Genomic DNA, 15,078 nt, shown 5'->3' with positions numbered 1-15,078 from the left:
TCGGGGACGGGCGCTCGCGCCGCAGTCGGGTGGGAAGCCTCGCCTGTCAGTTCAATTCATGTCCTTCACCAACTCCGTGATGAAGGAGAGGTCCTGGCCGGTACGCGAGGCCGAGAGGTCGCCGTCGAGCGGGGTGATCGTCGCGTAGCCGTCCTTCAGGAGTTGGTGGTCGACGTCGCTCCGGTCCGAGTCGGCGTTGACGGCGGAGATGTCGTAGTCGCCGTCCTCCCGAAGGGTGTACGTGGTCGGGAAGGGGTCGATGGTGTCGAGCTTCGCTGCCTTGGTCTCCTTGAGGCCGTCGAAGGGATAGTTGACGTTGAGGCCGAGACCCTTGGGCAGGAGCCGCCGGCAGTCCTCGGACGACTCCTGCAGGGTGTGCAGGAGCTTGACCACGAAGGCTGATGTGCCCTCGAAGTCCGGCGGATCCGTGGCGTCCCAGTCGTAGTCCCAAGGAGACTCCGAGCTGACGGCGATCGACGAGACCCCGCGGTCCATTGCGGTGGTGGCCGCGCCGACGGTCCCCGAGTGGTTGGTCACGCGCGAGGTGTTCTGCCCGTAGTTGGCACCCGACACCACGACATCCGGGTACCGGTCGGCGGGGAGCGTGTGGAGCGCGAACGCCACCGCGTCGGCGGGGGAGCCGTCGACGGCGAGGATGTGGTCATCCTGTGCCACCGGTCGGCTCACCTCCAGCACCCCGCCGTACGCGATCCGGGCGCCCACGCCGGACTGGTTCTTCAGCGGGGCGACCATCGTCACCCGGTGGCCGGCGGCTCTGAGCGCTCTGTAGACCGCCTGGATGCCTGGTGCCGACCAGCCGTCGTCGTTGGTCAGGAGCACGTCGAGGGGACCCGTGCAGCTCGGGCGCGCCTCGGTTGCGGCGGCAGTGCTCTCTCCGTCCGTCGCGGCGGCGGAGGGCCCGGCCACGCCGAGTGCGGCCAGACCGAGAGCGAGGCCCGCGATCCTGGCTCGTCGATTCATCATGTGTTCTCCGATTCTCGGGGCGAACTCGGCTCTTCTTGAGGCGAGTTCCTCTCGCGATGTCACGTGCTCAGGTGGCGCCTGCCGCCGGACACCACCGTCCGGCGGCTTACGCGGCCTGCGCCATCAGGGCTTTGAACGCGCCGGGGTGGCGGGCGGACGACACGGTCGTCGCGGCGAGAATGCCGACCGGGAAGGCGGCCGCGATCAGGTATCCCACGGTGTAAAGGTGGGGCTGCGGCACTCCGGGGACCTCTGGGATGTACGCGAGGGACAGGACGGTCGTGGTGACGGCGGCGCCGAAAGCGGCGCCGATCATCATTGCTGTGGCCGGGATGCCGGAAGCCATCCCGGCTTGGTTCTCGTCCACCACCAGCTGCGGAACCGCGAACGAGCCGCTGTAGCCGGCACGGCTGCCGAGACCGACGAGGGCCGAGCCGACGAGGTACTGCCACGTGTGGTCGTGGGCGAACGCGAGCCACACGAGTCCGAGGCCGCACAGTGCCGCGCCCGCGGCCAGGACGACGCCGGGACGTCCCTGCTGCACCATGCGTTCCGCCGCCTTGCCGCTGATGAACATGGTCAGCGCGAACGGCAGCATGAGGAGGCTCGTCCCGAGCGCGTCGGTGCCGTAGCCGTATCCGACCTCGGACGGGCTTTGCGTGTAGTAGGTGACCAGCAGGACGAAGGCGGCGTCGACGGCGCCGAACAGGAAGGACGCCACGCAGGCCGTCGTGGCGTACGGCCGCTTCAGCATCGCGAGGTCGAAGACCGGCGCGGTCGACCGGCGCTGTGCCAGCACCCAGGCGACACCGGCGACGACTCCGATGGCGAGGATCAGGTAGCACACGTTGCCCCAGACGCTGATCTGAGCCATCGCGAGCAGTACCAGCGTCACCCAGGCGATCATCCACGCCGTTCCCCACACGCCTATACGCGCGGAGGAGGCGGGGCGCGAGCGCGGAACAACCGCCAGAAGCGCCGCCGTGGTCGCCGCGAACGCCGCCGCCAGGATGGAGAAGAACGTGGACAACGACAGGTACTTCACCGTCAGACCGCCGCCCACCATGCCGACCACGACCCCGGTTCCGGTGGCCATGATCAGGACGCTGACCGCGGTGGCCACCGAGGCGCCGGAGAGGTGGCGGCGCAGGAAGCCGAGCGGGAGCATCTGCGCTGCGCTGCCGAAGCCGAGCATGGCCGACCCGACGAGCAGTGCCGGGTACGTGTCGGCGATGGCGGGGATCAGTGCGCCCGCCGTGAGGAGGACGCCGGACCACAGCAGCATCGTGCGGTCGTCGACGATGTCCTGCAGGCGCGGAATAAGTACGAAGCCGGCGCCGCTGCCCAGGGACATCGCGGTGAGGACCCAGGTCGCTGCCGAGACACCGATGGAGAACTGGCTCTGCATCAGGGGCAGCAGAGGCCCCAGCATGAAGTTGACGGCGATGGTCACCGTGCACAGCAGCGCGGAGACGCTGATCAGCGGGGATCGCTTGCTCGAAGGTTGGGACGCAACGTCTACTCCTGCGCTGAGCACGGCCTCGTTCGCTCTTGGCATCGTGATTCACTCCCGTACGAGATGGGGCGCCGTCGCCTCTGGCTGAGCCGGAGGCCACGACGTGCGAGGGTGGGTCTCAAGGTGCGTCGCAGGGCCTCGTCGCGGATACGACAGGGCCGACCAATGTGCGGGTGGTAGCGGTGCACCGTGCACCACATCGCCGCTGAGGCGCGTAAGAGCATCGCCAACGGCCCTGCAATGGGGAGAATGTGACGAGTCATTACTCTATCTCCGGCTTGGTGTTGGTGAGGACCTTGCTCTGCGCGGAGAACGCGAGTTCGGCGAACCCGGCCCGCTCGGCGAGGTCGAGATTCTCCACCACCGCCCCGATCACCCGGGCGCTGTAACCCGCGGCACGCATGGTGGTCAGCGTGGCCCGCGCGCCCTCGGCGAAGGTCTTCACCGTCGCTTGGTCGGTCTCATGGGAGTCGTGTGCGATTGCCGTCGCCGTCTCCGGCGCCACTGCCTCCAGCAGAGAGATCACCTGCGCTGCTGTCGATGCCAACGCCTGTGGGGACAGCCCTTGATCGATCACATAGGTCGCCGCCTCGACGTAGGCGCTCAGCGCCGCGATGAAGAACGTGCCGACCATGCTCGCCTCCAGCACTCCGGCGCCGCGCACATCGTCGGAAATGTGCTGTGAGGCGGCGCCGAGGCTCATGAAGACGTCCTGGTGCTTCTCCCAGAGAGCGGCCGGCCCTGATACGCCGACCATTCCGCGGGGTGAGCCGATGTCCTGGGGGTAGCAGCCGATGAATCCGTCGAGGTAGGAAGCGCCTCGTTCGCCCGCCCATCGCGCCATTTCCTCGGCGTCGTCGGCCGATCCGCTGCCCAGATTGACCAACGTGGTGGTGTCCCAGTCGGTGACGGGCTGGAGAGCCGAGCGCGTGCTCTCGTAATTGTTGGTGCAGGCGATGCAGATCCTCGATGCCGGCACTGCTTCATCGGGTGAATCCACAGGCGAGACACCTGACTCGGCGAGCGCGAGGGCCCGTTCCGGCGAGCGGTTCCACGCGGCCACCGAATAGCCCCGCCCGGCGAGGGTTCGCGCGAGTGCGGAGCCCATCAGCCCACAGCCGATGACCAGGACGTCGTACTTCTTCGTGCTGCCCATGAAGCCATTCCTTTCGATGACTGCCAAGCCGCTCGTCACTTCCAACCGGCGGCGCGCGCACCTCCGGCCGACGTCGTCGGCGGCCTGCACGCCGGCACCACCACCCCGTGCAATGCGGCGTACATACCGACGACGGAGTGGTGGCGCTCCTGGCGCACGCGGACCGACCGGGCGGTACGTCTCTTAGGCGTCGACCCTGGCCGCTGGGACCCTCGTCCTGCCAGGGCACGTCAGTGCAGCTTCGAGAGGGACTTGGTGTACTTCGCACCTTGCGGCATCCGAACGGTGCGAGGCGCTGTGCCCCGCTCCCTTCCACGCCTATGATCGCGGTGCATGAAGATGCTGTGGCCTAATCCATCCGAACGGACGTGCGAGCTGATCCGGCAAATCGCCGAGCGCCGGCTGCCGGTGTCGGATGAGGTCGTCGACCAGGTGTGGCAGGCATCGCAACGCGAGGCGCGGCAGCGCGAGTACGTCGACGATCCTGTGCTGTCGGAGGCGGACCGGCGCCTCTGCAAGGCCAATATGACGCACTGGCTCGTGTCCAACATGCAGGAACCGGGTCGCCGGGTGTCGCCGGCCAAGGACCGCGAGATGCTGATCATCGCCAGGGACCTTGTGCTGCGCGGGATGGACTTGAACGAACTCGGGTCCTGGCGTGCCGCGCAGCGGGTCGGGTGGGCGTTGTGGGTCGAGCAGTGCTTCGCCGCGACCGACGACCGCGAGGAGCTGCGCGAGCTGATGGAGGTGTCCGCCAACTCGCTGACGACCTACATCGACGACTCCATCGCCGCGGTCGGAACCTACGTCGACGAAATCCGCGCGGAGATGGGATTCGGCGCCCAGGCGCAGCGGCACACGACGGTCCAGTTGCTGCTGCAGGGTGCGCGCATCAGCCGCAGCCGTGCGGAGGCGCAGCTCGGCTATCCGCTGGCCGGGCATCACGTCGCGGCGATCCTGTGGGTCGATTCACCGGGCGATGCACATGAGCTCGAGCGAGCCGCTGAGTGCGTCATGTGGACGTGCGGCGCGAACCGCCGCCTGACCCTGCCGCCGAGCACATCCGCGCTCTGGCTGTGGCTGCCCGTGTACGAGGTTCCGCCGACGGCCGATGTTCTGCACGTCCTGGAGAAGACCCCCAGCGTACGCGTGACGCTCGGCCGCCCCGGATCCGGTCTCCCGGGTTTCCGGCAGAGCCATCTGGACGCTGCCGCGGCGCAGCGCCTTCTTGCCCGGGTCGGATCGCCGCGCCAGGTCGTCCGCTACGAAGATGTGCACCTCGTCGACCTGCTCACCGCCGACCTGAGCCAGGCCCAGGAGTTCGTGGCCGACACTCTCGGCGATCTGGCGGCAGCGGACCCGGTCCTGCAGGGCACGGTGCGCACCTACGTCGCGGAGGGGTACAGCATCTCCAGAACCGCCGACCGGTTGTTCGCCCACCGCAACACCATCGACCGGCGCCTCGCCAAGGCCCGCACCATGCTGCCGCGGCCCCTCGACCACGATCCGACGAGCGTTTCGGCCGCGCTCATGCTGGTGGAACTGCAGCAGGACCAGGGGGTCGGTTGTTGACCGATGACCGGTGGTGGCTGTCGGGGATCGGCTGACCGGGCGTGCCGGGGTGGTGCGACTGCGCCGGGGTACGGAGACGAGTCGCATAGTGCACCTCACGACGGAGGAGGACCTCGCCGTCGACCCGGTCTCGGGGCTCTCCCCACCCGCGTGCTGCGCTCCGGCAAGCAACGCTCCTTCCGCGACGGCCTGAGCAGGACGCCGCTGCGATGTGTCGGCTCTTCGCGGTTTCGTCGAGCGGGGAAAGAGGGGGCTCTCGTGCCCCGCACGCGGCGTTTCGCCGACTCTTGAGGTGTACATGCCCTTGCGGGCATGGTTACCGCAGGCCAGCCATTGAGATGACCCGCCCTCGGGATGGTCAAGGCGGGGGTGGCGAAACTGAACGCTGGCGGCCCGGCCGCTGCCGATAGATCGAGCGGCAGTCAGTGCGGGCCGTGGGGCCGGTGAGTAAGCGTCGGGCTCTCCTCGTACGAGAACCATCGTAGTTTGACAGCTGCCGTACTACGATGGGTATCGTATAAGCCCGGCTTCAACCGGAGCCCTGCCCCGTTCACGTACAGGAGTCTGCTGTGAGCGCACTGTTCGAGCCGATCACCCTTCGGTCGCTGACCATTCCGAACCGCCTGTGGATGGCCGCGATGTGCCAGTACTCGGCGGCTCCGGACGGGCCCGAGCAGGGTGTGCCCAACGACTGGCACTTCCAGCACCTGGCGGCCCGTGCCGTCGGCGGCACCGGCCTGATCATCACCGAGGCCACCGCCGTCAGCCCCGAGGGTCGCATCAGCCCGTACGACCTGGGGCTGTGGAACGACACCCAGACCGCTGCCTTCCGCCGCATCACTGACTTCATCAAGTCACAGGGTGCGACTGTGGGTATTCAGATAGCTCATGCTGGGCGGAAGGCATCGACCGAGCGGACGTGGGTGGATCGTGGTGCGCCGATTGCTCCTGGTGAGGGGCATGGGTGGCGGCCGGTCGGGCCGAGTGCACTTGCCTTCGATGAGAAGTCGACGGCTCCTGAGGAGCTGTCCGTGGCGCAGATCAAGGAGATTGTGGAGCAGTTTGCCGAGACCGCGCGGCGTGCGGTGGAGGCCGGGTTCCAGGTCGCTGAGATTCATGGTGCGCATGGGTACCTGATCAATGAGTTCCTGTCGCCGTTCACGAACCGGCGGACGGATGAGTACGGCGGGTCGTACGAGAACCGGGTCCGGTTTGCGCTGGAGGTCGTGGACGCGGTGCGTGCGGTGTGGCCGGAGGAGCTGCCGCTGTTCTTCCGGATTTCGGCTACCGACTGGCTCAGCGAGAACGCCGAGGACGAGCGGGTGGGGTGGACCGCGGAGGAGACTGTGCGGTTCGCGGCCGAGCTCAAGGCGCATGGGGTGGATCTGTTGGACACGTCCACGGGTGGTAATGCGCCGGACGCGAAGATCACGGCCGTGCCGAACTATCAGGTGCCGTTCGCGGCGCAGGTGAAGAAGGAGACCGGGCTGGCGGTGGGCGCTGTTGGGCTGATCACGGAGGCGCAGCAGGCCGAGAAGATTGTGGTGGATGGCGAGGCCGATGCGGTGCTGATCGGCCGGGAGTTGCTGCGTAATCCGTACTTCGCGCAGCAGGCGGCTCGTGAGCTGGGTGCCACGCCGCATGTGGCGCAGCAGTACCACCGTGCGTAAGCGGTCTGAGTGATCCGAAAACCCTGCATGCGGGGCCGGCGCCGAGATGGCGTCGGCCCCGCATCGTTGTTTCTGCTTTGCGGTTTCAATCAGGGCCTGAGATTGAATGCCGGGGAGTGGCGCGTTTACAGGAAGCTGACGTTCTGGGCGAGGGCGAGTTGGCTGGAGTAGTTGATGGTGTTGGTGGCCGGGCGCATGTAGGCGCGCCAGGAGTCGGAGCCGGACTCGCGGCCGCCGCCGGTCTCCTTCTCGCCGCCGAAGGCTCCGCCGATCTCCGCGCCGGAGGTGCCGATGTTGACGTTGGCGATGCCGCAGTCGGAGCCTTCGACGGACAGGAAGAGCTCGGCTTCCTGCTGGTCGCGGGTGAAGATGCTGGAGGACAGGCCCTGGGGGACGTCGTTGTGGAGGGCGATGGCTTCTTCGAGGGTGTTGTAGGTCTGTATGTAGAGGATGGGGGCGAAGGTTTCTTCCCGGGCGATGTCGATCTGTTCGTCGATGTGCACGATGGTGGGTTCGGCGTAGGCGGCCTGCGGTGCCACCTCGGCCAGGCGTCGATTGCCGCCCACCAGGACCTTGCCGCCCTGGGACTGTGCGCGGGTGAGGGCGTCCTGCATGTGTTCGAGGGCCTTGGTGGAGATGAGGGGCCCGACGAGGGTGGTCTCGTCGAAGGGGTTGCCGATGGGCAGCTTCTGGTAGGCGGCGGTCAGTCGTGCGATGAGGGTGTCGGCCACGTCGCGGTGGACGATGAGGCGGCGCAGCGTGGTACAGCGCTGTCCGGCGGTGCCGGCCGCGGCGAAGACGATGCCCTGGACGGTGAGGTCGAGGTCGGCGGAGGGGGTGACGATCGCGGCGTTGTTGCCGCCGAGTTCGAGGAGGCTGCGGCCGAAGCGGGCGGCGACGCGGGGGCCGACCTCGCGGCCCATGCGGGTGGAGCCGGTGGCGCTGATGAGTGCGACGCGGGGGTCGTCGACGAGCTTTTCGCCGGTGGTGCGGTCGCCGAGGAGAAGGCGGTGTACGTCGCGGGGCGCGCCGACGTCCTCGGCGGCCTGCGCCAGCAGCCGGTCGCAGGCCAGGGAGATCAGCGGGGTCAGCTCGGAGGGCTTCCAGATGACGGTGTCACCGCAGGCCAGCGCGACGGCGGTGTTCCAGGACCAGACGGCGGCGGGGAAGTTGAACGCGGAGATGACACCGACCACGCCGAGCGGATGCCAGGTCTCGGCGAGGCGGTGGCCCGGGCGCTCGGAGGCGATCGTACGACCGTAGAGCTGGCGGGACAGGCCCACGGCGAAGTCGCAGATGTCGATCATCTCCTGGACCTCGCCGAGCGCCTCGGAGCGGATCTTGCCCGCCTCGATGGTGATGAGGTCGGCCAGATCGCCCTTGTGCTCGCGCAGCAACTCACCCAGTCGGCGTACGAGTTCACCGCGGCGGGGAGCGGGCGTGGTGCGCCAGGTGAGGAACGCCTCGCGGGTGGCGGCGATGGCTTCTTCGGTGTCGGCGGCGGTGGCAGCCTTCAGCCCGAAGAGGTTTTCGCCGGTGAGGGGAGTGCGGGCCTGGAAGTCGTCACCTTCCGGGATGGTCACGCCGACGCGGTCCAGGCCGGCACGGGCGAGGGCGCGAAGATTCTCGGTTGAGGGCAGGAGGGGAGCGGTGGTGGTGTTGGTCATGTTGCTTGCTCCTTATGGAAGCTGAGGGTCCATCAGTTGATTACTTGAAGGCGCCGTCGAGGCCCAGCTCCCGTGCGACCAGGGCAAGGGAGTGGTTCTGCTGCTGCTCGTACAGGGCGAAGGGGTCCAGCACGTCGCGGCCGATGGCGCCGGAGAGCCACTCGGCGTCGTACGCGGTGCCCGTCCGGTCGCTGTTCTTGGCGCCCTCGCCGGTCAGGTTGGACTGGAAGATGCCGGCCGCCGAGCGCGGCAGGAAGTCCTCGTAGACGATGGGTTGTGCGTGCACCCAGCCCTGTTCGACCAACTCGGTGATGCTGGTCGGCGGTCGGTTTCCGGCGCGCAGCCGCTCGCGTGCCAGGTGGGCCAGGTGGTAGGTGAAGTACGCCAGACCCTGCGCGGCCAGTTCGTTCTCGGTGTGCGGCAGGTGCTCGGTCCACGCGGCGCGGGCCAGTTCACTGCGCGGTGTGTGGGGCTGGGCTGCTGCCGCGCGGTCCACGGTCGTCAGCAGCCGGTCGTAGAGCGCACGGCCCTCACGCGTGAGGGCAATGCCGCGCGCCTCGACCTCGCCGAAGCGCACGCGCAGGGTGCCACTGGTCACCGTGCCGTCCGGCAGCCGCAGGGCGCGGGGTTCGGCCAGCGCTCGGAAGGACGTCTGCCGGAGCAGGACGTCGGGGCCCTTCCAGGCGGGCGGCCCCTGAATCGTGTCGATCATTTCGATGCCCCGCTCGGTCATGCGCCGGTAGAGCTCGTCGATGTCCAGGACGCGCGGTGTGAGGTGGTTGATGTGGGTGCTGCGTACGCCACCGATGTCCGCGGCGACGGCGGAGACGCGTTCCAGGGTTTCGTACCAGGCCTTGTCCACCGGTTCCGTTGACAACTCGAAGGTCGGGACGGCCAGTTGGAGGAAGCGCTCGGCCTCCGCTTCGGGCAGTCCGCCTTCGGCTTCGGCCCGGTCGGCGAGAGTGAGCAGTTCCGGGGAGAAGAGTTCGCGTTCGGAGAGGAAGGTCTCCAGACGGGCGCGGAGTTCGTCGTCGAAGAAGCGTGGGTCGGCGGGGGTGAGCATGGAGGTGAACACGCGGAAGGGGTTACGGGCGAGCTCCTCGCCGTCGATCGGGCGGAACGCCGTGGAGACGACGGGTACGGCGCTGGCGGCCGCCTCGCGCAGATCGTAGAACCCGACCGGATGCATGCCCAGGGCGCCGAAGACGCGCGCGACCTGTTGCATTTCCTGTGGGGTGCCGACACGGATAGCGCCATGGCGTTCCGCGGTCACCCGGCCGATGGATCCCAGGCGTTCGGCGTCGGCGCCCCGCGCGCGCAGGACATCCTCGTTGACCTCACGGGAGACGTCCACGAGCGTGGTGTACGCGGGGACTTCTCGCCCGTACATGTCGGAGAGCCGCGCGGCGAATGCGGCGCGCAGCTGCCACTGGCTGATCATCGCGAGTGTTGCCTTTCGGTCGGAGTGTCCTTTAACAACGCGGTCCGCGGATTCACACCACGTGGGCTTCGGGGCGGATCTCGGCCCCGGTGGTGAAGCGGTCGGCGCTGAGTGGGGTGATGTCCACGAAGGGTTTGCGGTCCAGGTACAGGTCGCGGACGATTTCGCCGACCGCCGGGGCCTGCAGGAAACCGTGGCCGGAAAAGCCGGTGGCGTAAAGGAAGTTGGTCACCTCGGCGGAGCGGCCGATCAGTGCGTTGTGGTCCGGGGTGACCTCGTAGAGTCCGGCCCAGCCGCCGACCGTTTCCATGTCCGCGAGGGCGGGTGCCCGGTGCCGGGCGACATCGCGGAACAGCTCGAGCCATTCCGGGGTCCAGGTGGTGTCGAAGCCGTCCGGCTGGTCGGGGTCGGCCAGGCCGAACAGCAGCCCGTCGTCGCTGTTGTGGAAGTACGCCGACGACGCGAAGTCGATGGTGAAGGGGATGCGCGGGGCGGGCGGCGTGAGCGGTGCGGTGAAGGCCAGTTGGCGTCGTACGGGCCGTACCGGGAGGCCCACCCCGGTCAGCTCGCCGATCCGCGCCGACCAGGCGCCGGCGGTGCAGATGACGGTGGAGCAGGCGATCGGCCCGTGGTCGGTGTGGACGGTCGTCACCCGGTCGCCGGTGGTGTCGATGCCGGTGACGGCGGTGTGCGTGGCGAAGGTGACACCCGCCCGAGCCGCCGCGTGTGCGTATCCCTGGACGACCAGCCCGGGGCGGGCATGACCGTCCGTGGGTGAGTACACGGCGGCCACCAGCCCGTCGGTGCTGACGTACGGACACAACCGGCGCGCCTCGCTCGGGCCGACCATCCGGCTGGGGACGCCGAGGCCGTTCTGGATCCCCACACTGATCTCGAAGTCCGCGGCCTGCTGGGCGGTGGTGAGCAGGAACAGGTAGCCGACGGTGTCGAGACGGATGTCGGCGCCGGGACGGTACGGGAAGTCCTGGTAGGCACGGAGACTCCGGCTGCCCAGCTCGATGTTGAGCGGGTCGGAGAAGTGCGCACGGACGCCGCCGATGGGCTTGCCCGAGCTGCCGCAGCCCAGCTCCCCACGCTCGACAACAACGATGTTCCGCACCCCGGCCTCGGCCAGGTGGAACGCGGTACTGGTACCCATCACACCACCGCCGACGATCACGACATCGGCGGTCGACGGGACGGTGCGGAAGGCGGATGAAGAGGACACGATGCCTATCCCTTCCAGGGGCCGACGCCCGATCCGAAGAGGTATCCGTTCGGCGGGCGTTGGCTTGGGCTGTCAGTGCATGTCTCAGTGCATGTCAGTGCGTGTCGGTGCTGATCAGCTAGCTGTGCGCCATCGTGCAGCAACCCACCGTTGACGTCCATGAACAGTTAGTGCACCCCACCTTTTACTCTTGCTATATGGATTGGACGAGTGCTCAGCTGCGTTCACTCGTGGAGCTGACCCGGCGCGGAACGGTCACCGCCGTGGCCGAGGCCCTGGGATACACCCCCGGCGGGGTGTCCCAGCAGATCTCCGCGCTGGAGAAGGCCACCGGGATGGAACTGCTGCAGCGGGTCGGGCGGCGGGTGGAGCTGACGGACGCCGGGATGACGCTGGCCCGGCACGCCGAGCGGATCCTCTCCACGGAGGCCGAGGCCGTCGAGGCGCTGGAGCGCACCCGCAATGAACCTGCCGGAACGCTGCTGGTCGGGGTCTTCGCGACGGCCGCCGCCGAGATCCTGCCGCCGGCCCTGCGCAGGGCACGCGAGACGCATCCCGGGGTGACGGTGCGCAGCCGTGACATGGATGTGGACGAGATCTACGCCGCCGTCACGTCAGGAGCCGTGGACCTCGCTCTCGGGCTGGACTACCCGGATGTGCCCATCCCGCGCGATCCCGCCCTGCGAGTGATGCAGCTGCACCGGGAGCGCTTTTCCCTCGCGGTGCCCACCGGAACGATGGCCGGCCGCGACACCGTCTCCTTGGCGGACACCCAGGACCTGGGCTGGATCCTGCCGTCGGCCGACAGCTACTACGGCCGGGCCGTACGCACCGCCTGCCGCCGGGCGGGCATCGAACCCGAGGTGCAGCACGAGGTGACGGACACCGCGGCCACGTTGGCCCTGGTCGAGGCGGGGGTGGGCGTGAGTACGGTGACGGAGCTGATGCTCGGGCTGCGCGCGTCACGCTTCGATGTGGTGGAGCTGAGCGAGACGATCGAGCGGCACATCGTCGTTGTCTTTCGTTCGTCGGCGGAGCATCGGCCCACGGTGGCCGCTCTGGTCGGCGTCCTCCAAGCGGTGGCCGAGGCCCGGCGCGGCACGGTGGCGTAAACATCAGTTCTTCTTGTGCTCAGCGATGCAAGGTGTCGGGCTGAACTCTCTTTTGCCAACGACCGCATTGGGCGATGGTTTCAGGCCAGTGGTGACCCACGCCACGACGGTGGCCCGTCGTGCCGCCGTTGCCTGACAGGGAGCGACCGATGTCCCACGAGCACACCCCCAAATCTCCACTCCCACCGCTGCTGGGAAGAGGACCGCAGGGAATCTTCAGGCGAACACTCCCCTCCGAACAGCCCTCCGGCGAGCGCATGGTGCGCACGCTCGGCCTCACCCAGCTCACGATGATCGGCATCGGAGCCATCATCGGGGCGGGCATTTTCTCCCTGGCCGCGGCCGTGGCCAGGGATGTCGCGGGGCCGGCCGTCCTGATCTCGTTTCTGGTGGCCGGGGCCGCGTCACTGTGCGCGGCCTTCGCCTACGCCGAGTTCGCCGGCATGGTCCCGAAAGCCGGCTCGTCCTATACGTACACCGCCGCGGTCCTCGGCGAGGTCGTCGGCTGGATCGTCGGCTGGGACCTGCTGCTGGAGTACACCGCGATCGTCGCCGTCGTGGCGATCGGGATGTCGGGCTATCTGGGCTTCCTGCTGGACGCCGTCGGCATCCACCTGCCGGCCTGGGCGCTGGGCGCGCCGGGCACCGGAGCGGGGCACAAGGTCGACGTGCTTGCTGTGGCGATCTGCCTCGCCGTGGCATGGCTGCTGAACCGTGGCACTCGTACCTCGGCCCGGGTGGAGACGGTGCTGACCATTATCAAAATCGCCATCGTGCTGCTGGTGATCGTGGTCGGCTTCACCAAGGTCAACGCCGACAACCTCTCGCCCTTCGCCCCCTTCGGGCTCGGCGGGGCCTTCACCGGTGCCGCCACCGTCTTCTTCGCCGTCTTCGGCTACGACGCCCTGAGCACGGCTGCCGAGGAGTCGGTGGAGTCGCGGAAGAAGCTGCCCAAGGCGATGATGCTCTCGCTGGCGGTCTCGATGGGGCTGTACGTCCTGGTGTGCCTCGTACTCACCGGCATTCAGCACTACACCGAGCTCGACCCGAACAGTGGCATCTCCAGCGCCTTCGCGAGCGTTGGGCTGAACGGGCTGGCCAGTGTCATCGCCGTCGGCGCGGTCATCGGCATCGTCACCGTGACGTTCTCCTTCATGATGGGCGCCTCGCGCCTGTGGTACGCGCTGAGCCGGGACGGCCTGATGCCCGCATGGTTCGGCGCCATCCACCCCAAGCGCAAGGTTCCGCACCGCGCCACCTGGGTCATCGGCGTGGTCTCCGCCCTACTCGCGGGCGTGCTCCCCATCAATGCCGTCGCCGAACTCACCAACATCGGCGTGCTGTTGGCCTTCGTTGTCGTCTCCGCTGCCGTGCTGATACTGCGGTACAAGAAGCCGCACCTCAAGCGCGGTTTCCGATGCCCGGGCATGCCCTTCGTACCGATCCTGGGCATGGTCTTCTCCATCTGGCTGATGTCGTTCCTGCAGTGGGAGACCTGGCTGCGGCTGAGCGGCTGGCTGGCCCTGGGCCTGGCCATTTACGCCTGCTACGGATACCGCCGCACGCGCCGGATCATGCCCGGGGGATCGGTGGATCTGGACGCCCTCGACGACATGTCCGACTCCGACGAACCGGAGCCCGATCCGGTCGCGCGCTAGTCGGTCCCGGCCGGGTGCAGACACGGTACGTCGGCCGGAACCGCATGGCGCAGGGCATCGAGCATCGTGGCCAGCAGGGGGTTGCTGTTCTCGCTGCGGTGCACGGCCATCACTTGGCGGTGCGCGGGTCGCTGCGTCAGGCGGGTGGCCTCGATGCCGTCACTGGGTACGTGGCCGAGGGCCGGTACGACGGCCACTCCGAGCCCGGCGGAGACCAACTCCCGTACCACGTCGTAGTTGTTGCTGCGGAAGGCGACCGAGGCATCGAATCCGGCTGCCGCGCACAGCCGGGTGAGTGTCACGGCCCCGGCCGTGCCTTCTCTGCTGGTGACCCACCGTGCCCCGGACAGGTGGGTGAGCTGCGCGCTCAGGCCGCTGCCGCGTGCCCGCAACAGGATCAGGTCCTCCCGCAGCAGATGGTGTCGGGTCAGTCCGTCGGGCCACTGCCGCGGGCTGAGCCCGTACTCGTACACCAGGGCAATGTCCAGGTCGCCGCTGCCGAGCGCGGCGATGAGCTCTTCGGGTTCGCCCTCCTCCAGTTGGACCTGCGCGCGCGGATGCGTTTCGACGAGCGCCGACAGCGCGGAAGGCACCAGCCGGACGCTTGCCGTCGGGAAGCTGCCCAGCCGCAGCCGGCCCGTGGCGCCGGTGGCGAGCTCCTGGACCTGGTAGTCCAGGTCGTCCATGGCGGCCAGCGCCCGTGTGCTGAGGTCGACCAGGCGGTGGGCCGCGGTGGTCGGACGGATACCGTGCGCCTCCCGCTCGAACAGGACCAGCCCGGTGTCCTTCTCCAGGGCCGAGATCTGCTGCGAGATCGCGGAGGCCGTGTAGCCGAGGTCCCGGGCCGCGAGGGCGAAAGATCCGCTGCGGACGACGGCCTTGAGGGTGAGCAGATGGAGGGGCTTCAGCAAGGCGGGCTCCCGAGGGGCGTAGAGGCTCCGAGCATAAGCACTTGTTGGCCTCGCGAGCATAAGCATCTGTTGGCCTCGCGCGTCAATTCTTTCGGGCTGCTGGGGCTTGTCGCGTGGTCCGGCTGGCCCACATCGTGGGGTGACCAGGTCGGACGTGACCGGT

General features: G+C 68.4%; 11 protein-coding genes. 4 read left to right on the top strand and 7 right to left on the bottom strand.

What is annotated here, in order from left to right; genetic code table 11:
• Nucleotides 1-51: 51 nt before the first annotated feature.
• From surE to AB0I82_RS13460, 3 genes are all read right to left on the bottom strand, one after another.
• A complete protein-coding gene (gene surE, locus AB0I82_RS13470; RefSeq protein ID WP_363257356.1) occupies nucleotides 52-984 on the bottom strand; it encodes a 5'/3'-nucleotidase SurE in 933 nt (310 codons plus the stop codon).
• A gap of 106 nt (nucleotides 985-1,090) precedes the next feature.
• Nucleotides 1,091-2,542, bottom strand: coding sequence for an MFS transporter (locus tag AB0I82_RS13465; RefSeq protein ID WP_363257355.1), 1,452 nt, complete (start codon nucleotides 2,540-2,542; stop codon nucleotides 1,091-1,093).
• 220 nt (nucleotides 2,543-2,762) lie between these two features.
• Nucleotides 2,763-3,746 carry an NAD(P)-binding domain-containing protein gene (locus AB0I82_RS13460; RefSeq protein ID WP_363257354.1) on the bottom strand — a complete coding sequence of 328 codons (984 nt, stop codon included), beginning with the start codon at nucleotides 3,744-3,746 and terminating at the stop codon, nucleotides 2,763-2,765.
• 243 nt (nucleotides 3,747-3,989) lie between these two features.
• On the opposite strand from AB0I82_RS13460, the gene AB0I82_RS13455 reads away from it, so the two are divergent.
• Together AB0I82_RS13455 and AB0I82_RS13450 are read left to right on the top strand one after the other, a co-directional pair.
• A complete protein-coding gene (locus tag AB0I82_RS13455; RefSeq protein WP_363257353.1) occupies nucleotides 3,990-5,228 on the top strand; it encodes a helix-turn-helix domain-containing protein in 1,239 nt (412 codons plus the stop codon).
• A gap of 569 nt (nucleotides 5,229-5,797) precedes the next feature.
• Entirely contained in the window at nucleotides 5,798-6,898 is a 1,101-nt protein-coding gene (locus AB0I82_RS13450; RefSeq protein WP_363257352.1) for an NADH:flavin oxidoreductase/NADH oxidase, read from the top strand.
• Nucleotides 6,899-7,023: 125 nt separating this feature from the next.
• On the opposite strand, the gene AB0I82_RS13445 is transcribed toward AB0I82_RS13450, so the two are convergent.
• From AB0I82_RS13445 to AB0I82_RS13435, 3 genes are read right to left on the bottom strand one after another with little or no spacing between them, the layout of a single operon-like run.
• Nucleotides 7,024-8,565, bottom strand: coding sequence for an aldehyde dehydrogenase family protein (locus tag AB0I82_RS13445; protein WP_363257351.1), 1,542 nt, complete (start codon nucleotides 8,563-8,565; stop codon nucleotides 7,024-7,026).
• Nucleotides 8,566-8,605: 40 nt separating this feature from the next.
• Nucleotides 8,606-10,006 carry a VOC family protein gene (locus AB0I82_RS13440; RefSeq protein ID WP_363257350.1) on the bottom strand — a complete coding sequence of 467 codons (1,401 nt, stop codon included), beginning with the start codon at nucleotides 10,004-10,006 and terminating at the stop codon, nucleotides 8,606-8,608.
• Between the two features lie 52 nt (nucleotides 10,007-10,058).
• Nucleotides 10,059-11,234: an FAD-binding oxidoreductase gene (locus tag AB0I82_RS13435; RefSeq protein ID WP_363257349.1), complete on the bottom strand. Its 1,176-nt coding sequence runs from the start codon at nucleotides 11,232-11,234 to the stop codon at nucleotides 10,059-10,061.
• 197 nt (nucleotides 11,235-11,431) lie between these two features.
• Between AB0I82_RS13435 and AB0I82_RS13430 the strand changes: the two genes are divergently transcribed.
• Both AB0I82_RS13430 and AB0I82_RS13425 read left to right on the top strand, forming a co-directional pair.
• Nucleotides 11,432-12,346 carry a LysR substrate-binding domain-containing protein gene (locus AB0I82_RS13430; protein ID WP_363257348.1) on the top strand — a complete coding sequence of 305 codons (915 nt, stop codon included), beginning with the start codon at nucleotides 11,432-11,434 and terminating at the stop codon, nucleotides 12,344-12,346.
• A gap of 257 nt (nucleotides 12,347-12,603) precedes the next feature.
• The gene (locus tag AB0I82_RS13425; RefSeq protein ID WP_363257347.1) at nucleotides 12,604-14,004 is read left to right on the top strand and encodes an amino acid permease; all 1,401 of its coding nucleotides are present in this window, start codon (nucleotides 12,604-12,606) and stop codon (nucleotides 14,002-14,004) included.
• Here the strand turns inward: AB0I82_RS13425 and AB0I82_RS13420 are convergent.
• Nucleotides 14,001-14,915, bottom strand: a complete 915-nt coding sequence (locus tag AB0I82_RS13420; RefSeq protein WP_363257346.1) for a LysR substrate-binding domain-containing protein — start codon at nucleotides 14,913-14,915, stop codon at nucleotides 14,001-14,003. The genes AB0I82_RS13425 and AB0I82_RS13420 overlap by 4 nt on opposite strands.
• Between the last annotated feature and the right edge of the window lie 163 nt (nucleotides 14,916-15,078).

The sequence above is a fragment of the Streptomyces sp. NPDC050315 genome, assembly GCF_040655775.1.
GTDB lineage: Bacteria > Actinomycetota > Actinomycetes > Streptomycetales > Streptomycetaceae > Streptomyces.
This window is presented reverse-complemented; position numbering and strand designations above follow the sequence as displayed.

Excerpts from the sequence above, each read along its gene's own strand:
- surE (WP_363257356.1), bottom strand. The coding sequence starts at position 984 with ATGATGAATCGACGAGCCAGGATCGCGGGCCTCGCTCTCGGTCTGGCC.
- AB0I82_RS13465 (WP_363257355.1), bottom strand. The coding sequence starts at position 2,542 with ATGCCAAGAGCGAACGAGGCCGTGCTCAGCGCAGGAGTAGACGTTGCG.
- AB0I82_RS13455 (WP_363257353.1), top strand. The coding sequence starts at position 3,990 with ATGAAGATGCTGTGGCCTAATCCATCCGAACGGACGTGCGAGCTGATC.
- AB0I82_RS13445 (WP_363257351.1), bottom strand. The coding sequence starts at position 8,565 with ATGACCAACACCACCACCGCTCCCCTCCTGCCCTCAACCGAGAATCTT.
- AB0I82_RS13440 (WP_363257350.1), bottom strand. The coding sequence starts at position 10,006 with ATGATCAGCCAGTGGCAGCTGCGCGCCGCATTCGCCGCGCGGCTCTCC.
- AB0I82_RS13430 (WP_363257348.1), top strand. The coding sequence starts at position 11,432 with ATGGATTGGACGAGTGCTCAGCTGCGTTCACTCGTGGAGCTGACCCGG.
- AB0I82_RS13425 (WP_363257347.1), top strand. The coding sequence starts at position 12,604 with ATGGTGCGCACGCTCGGCCTCACCCAGCTCACGATGATCGGCATCGGA.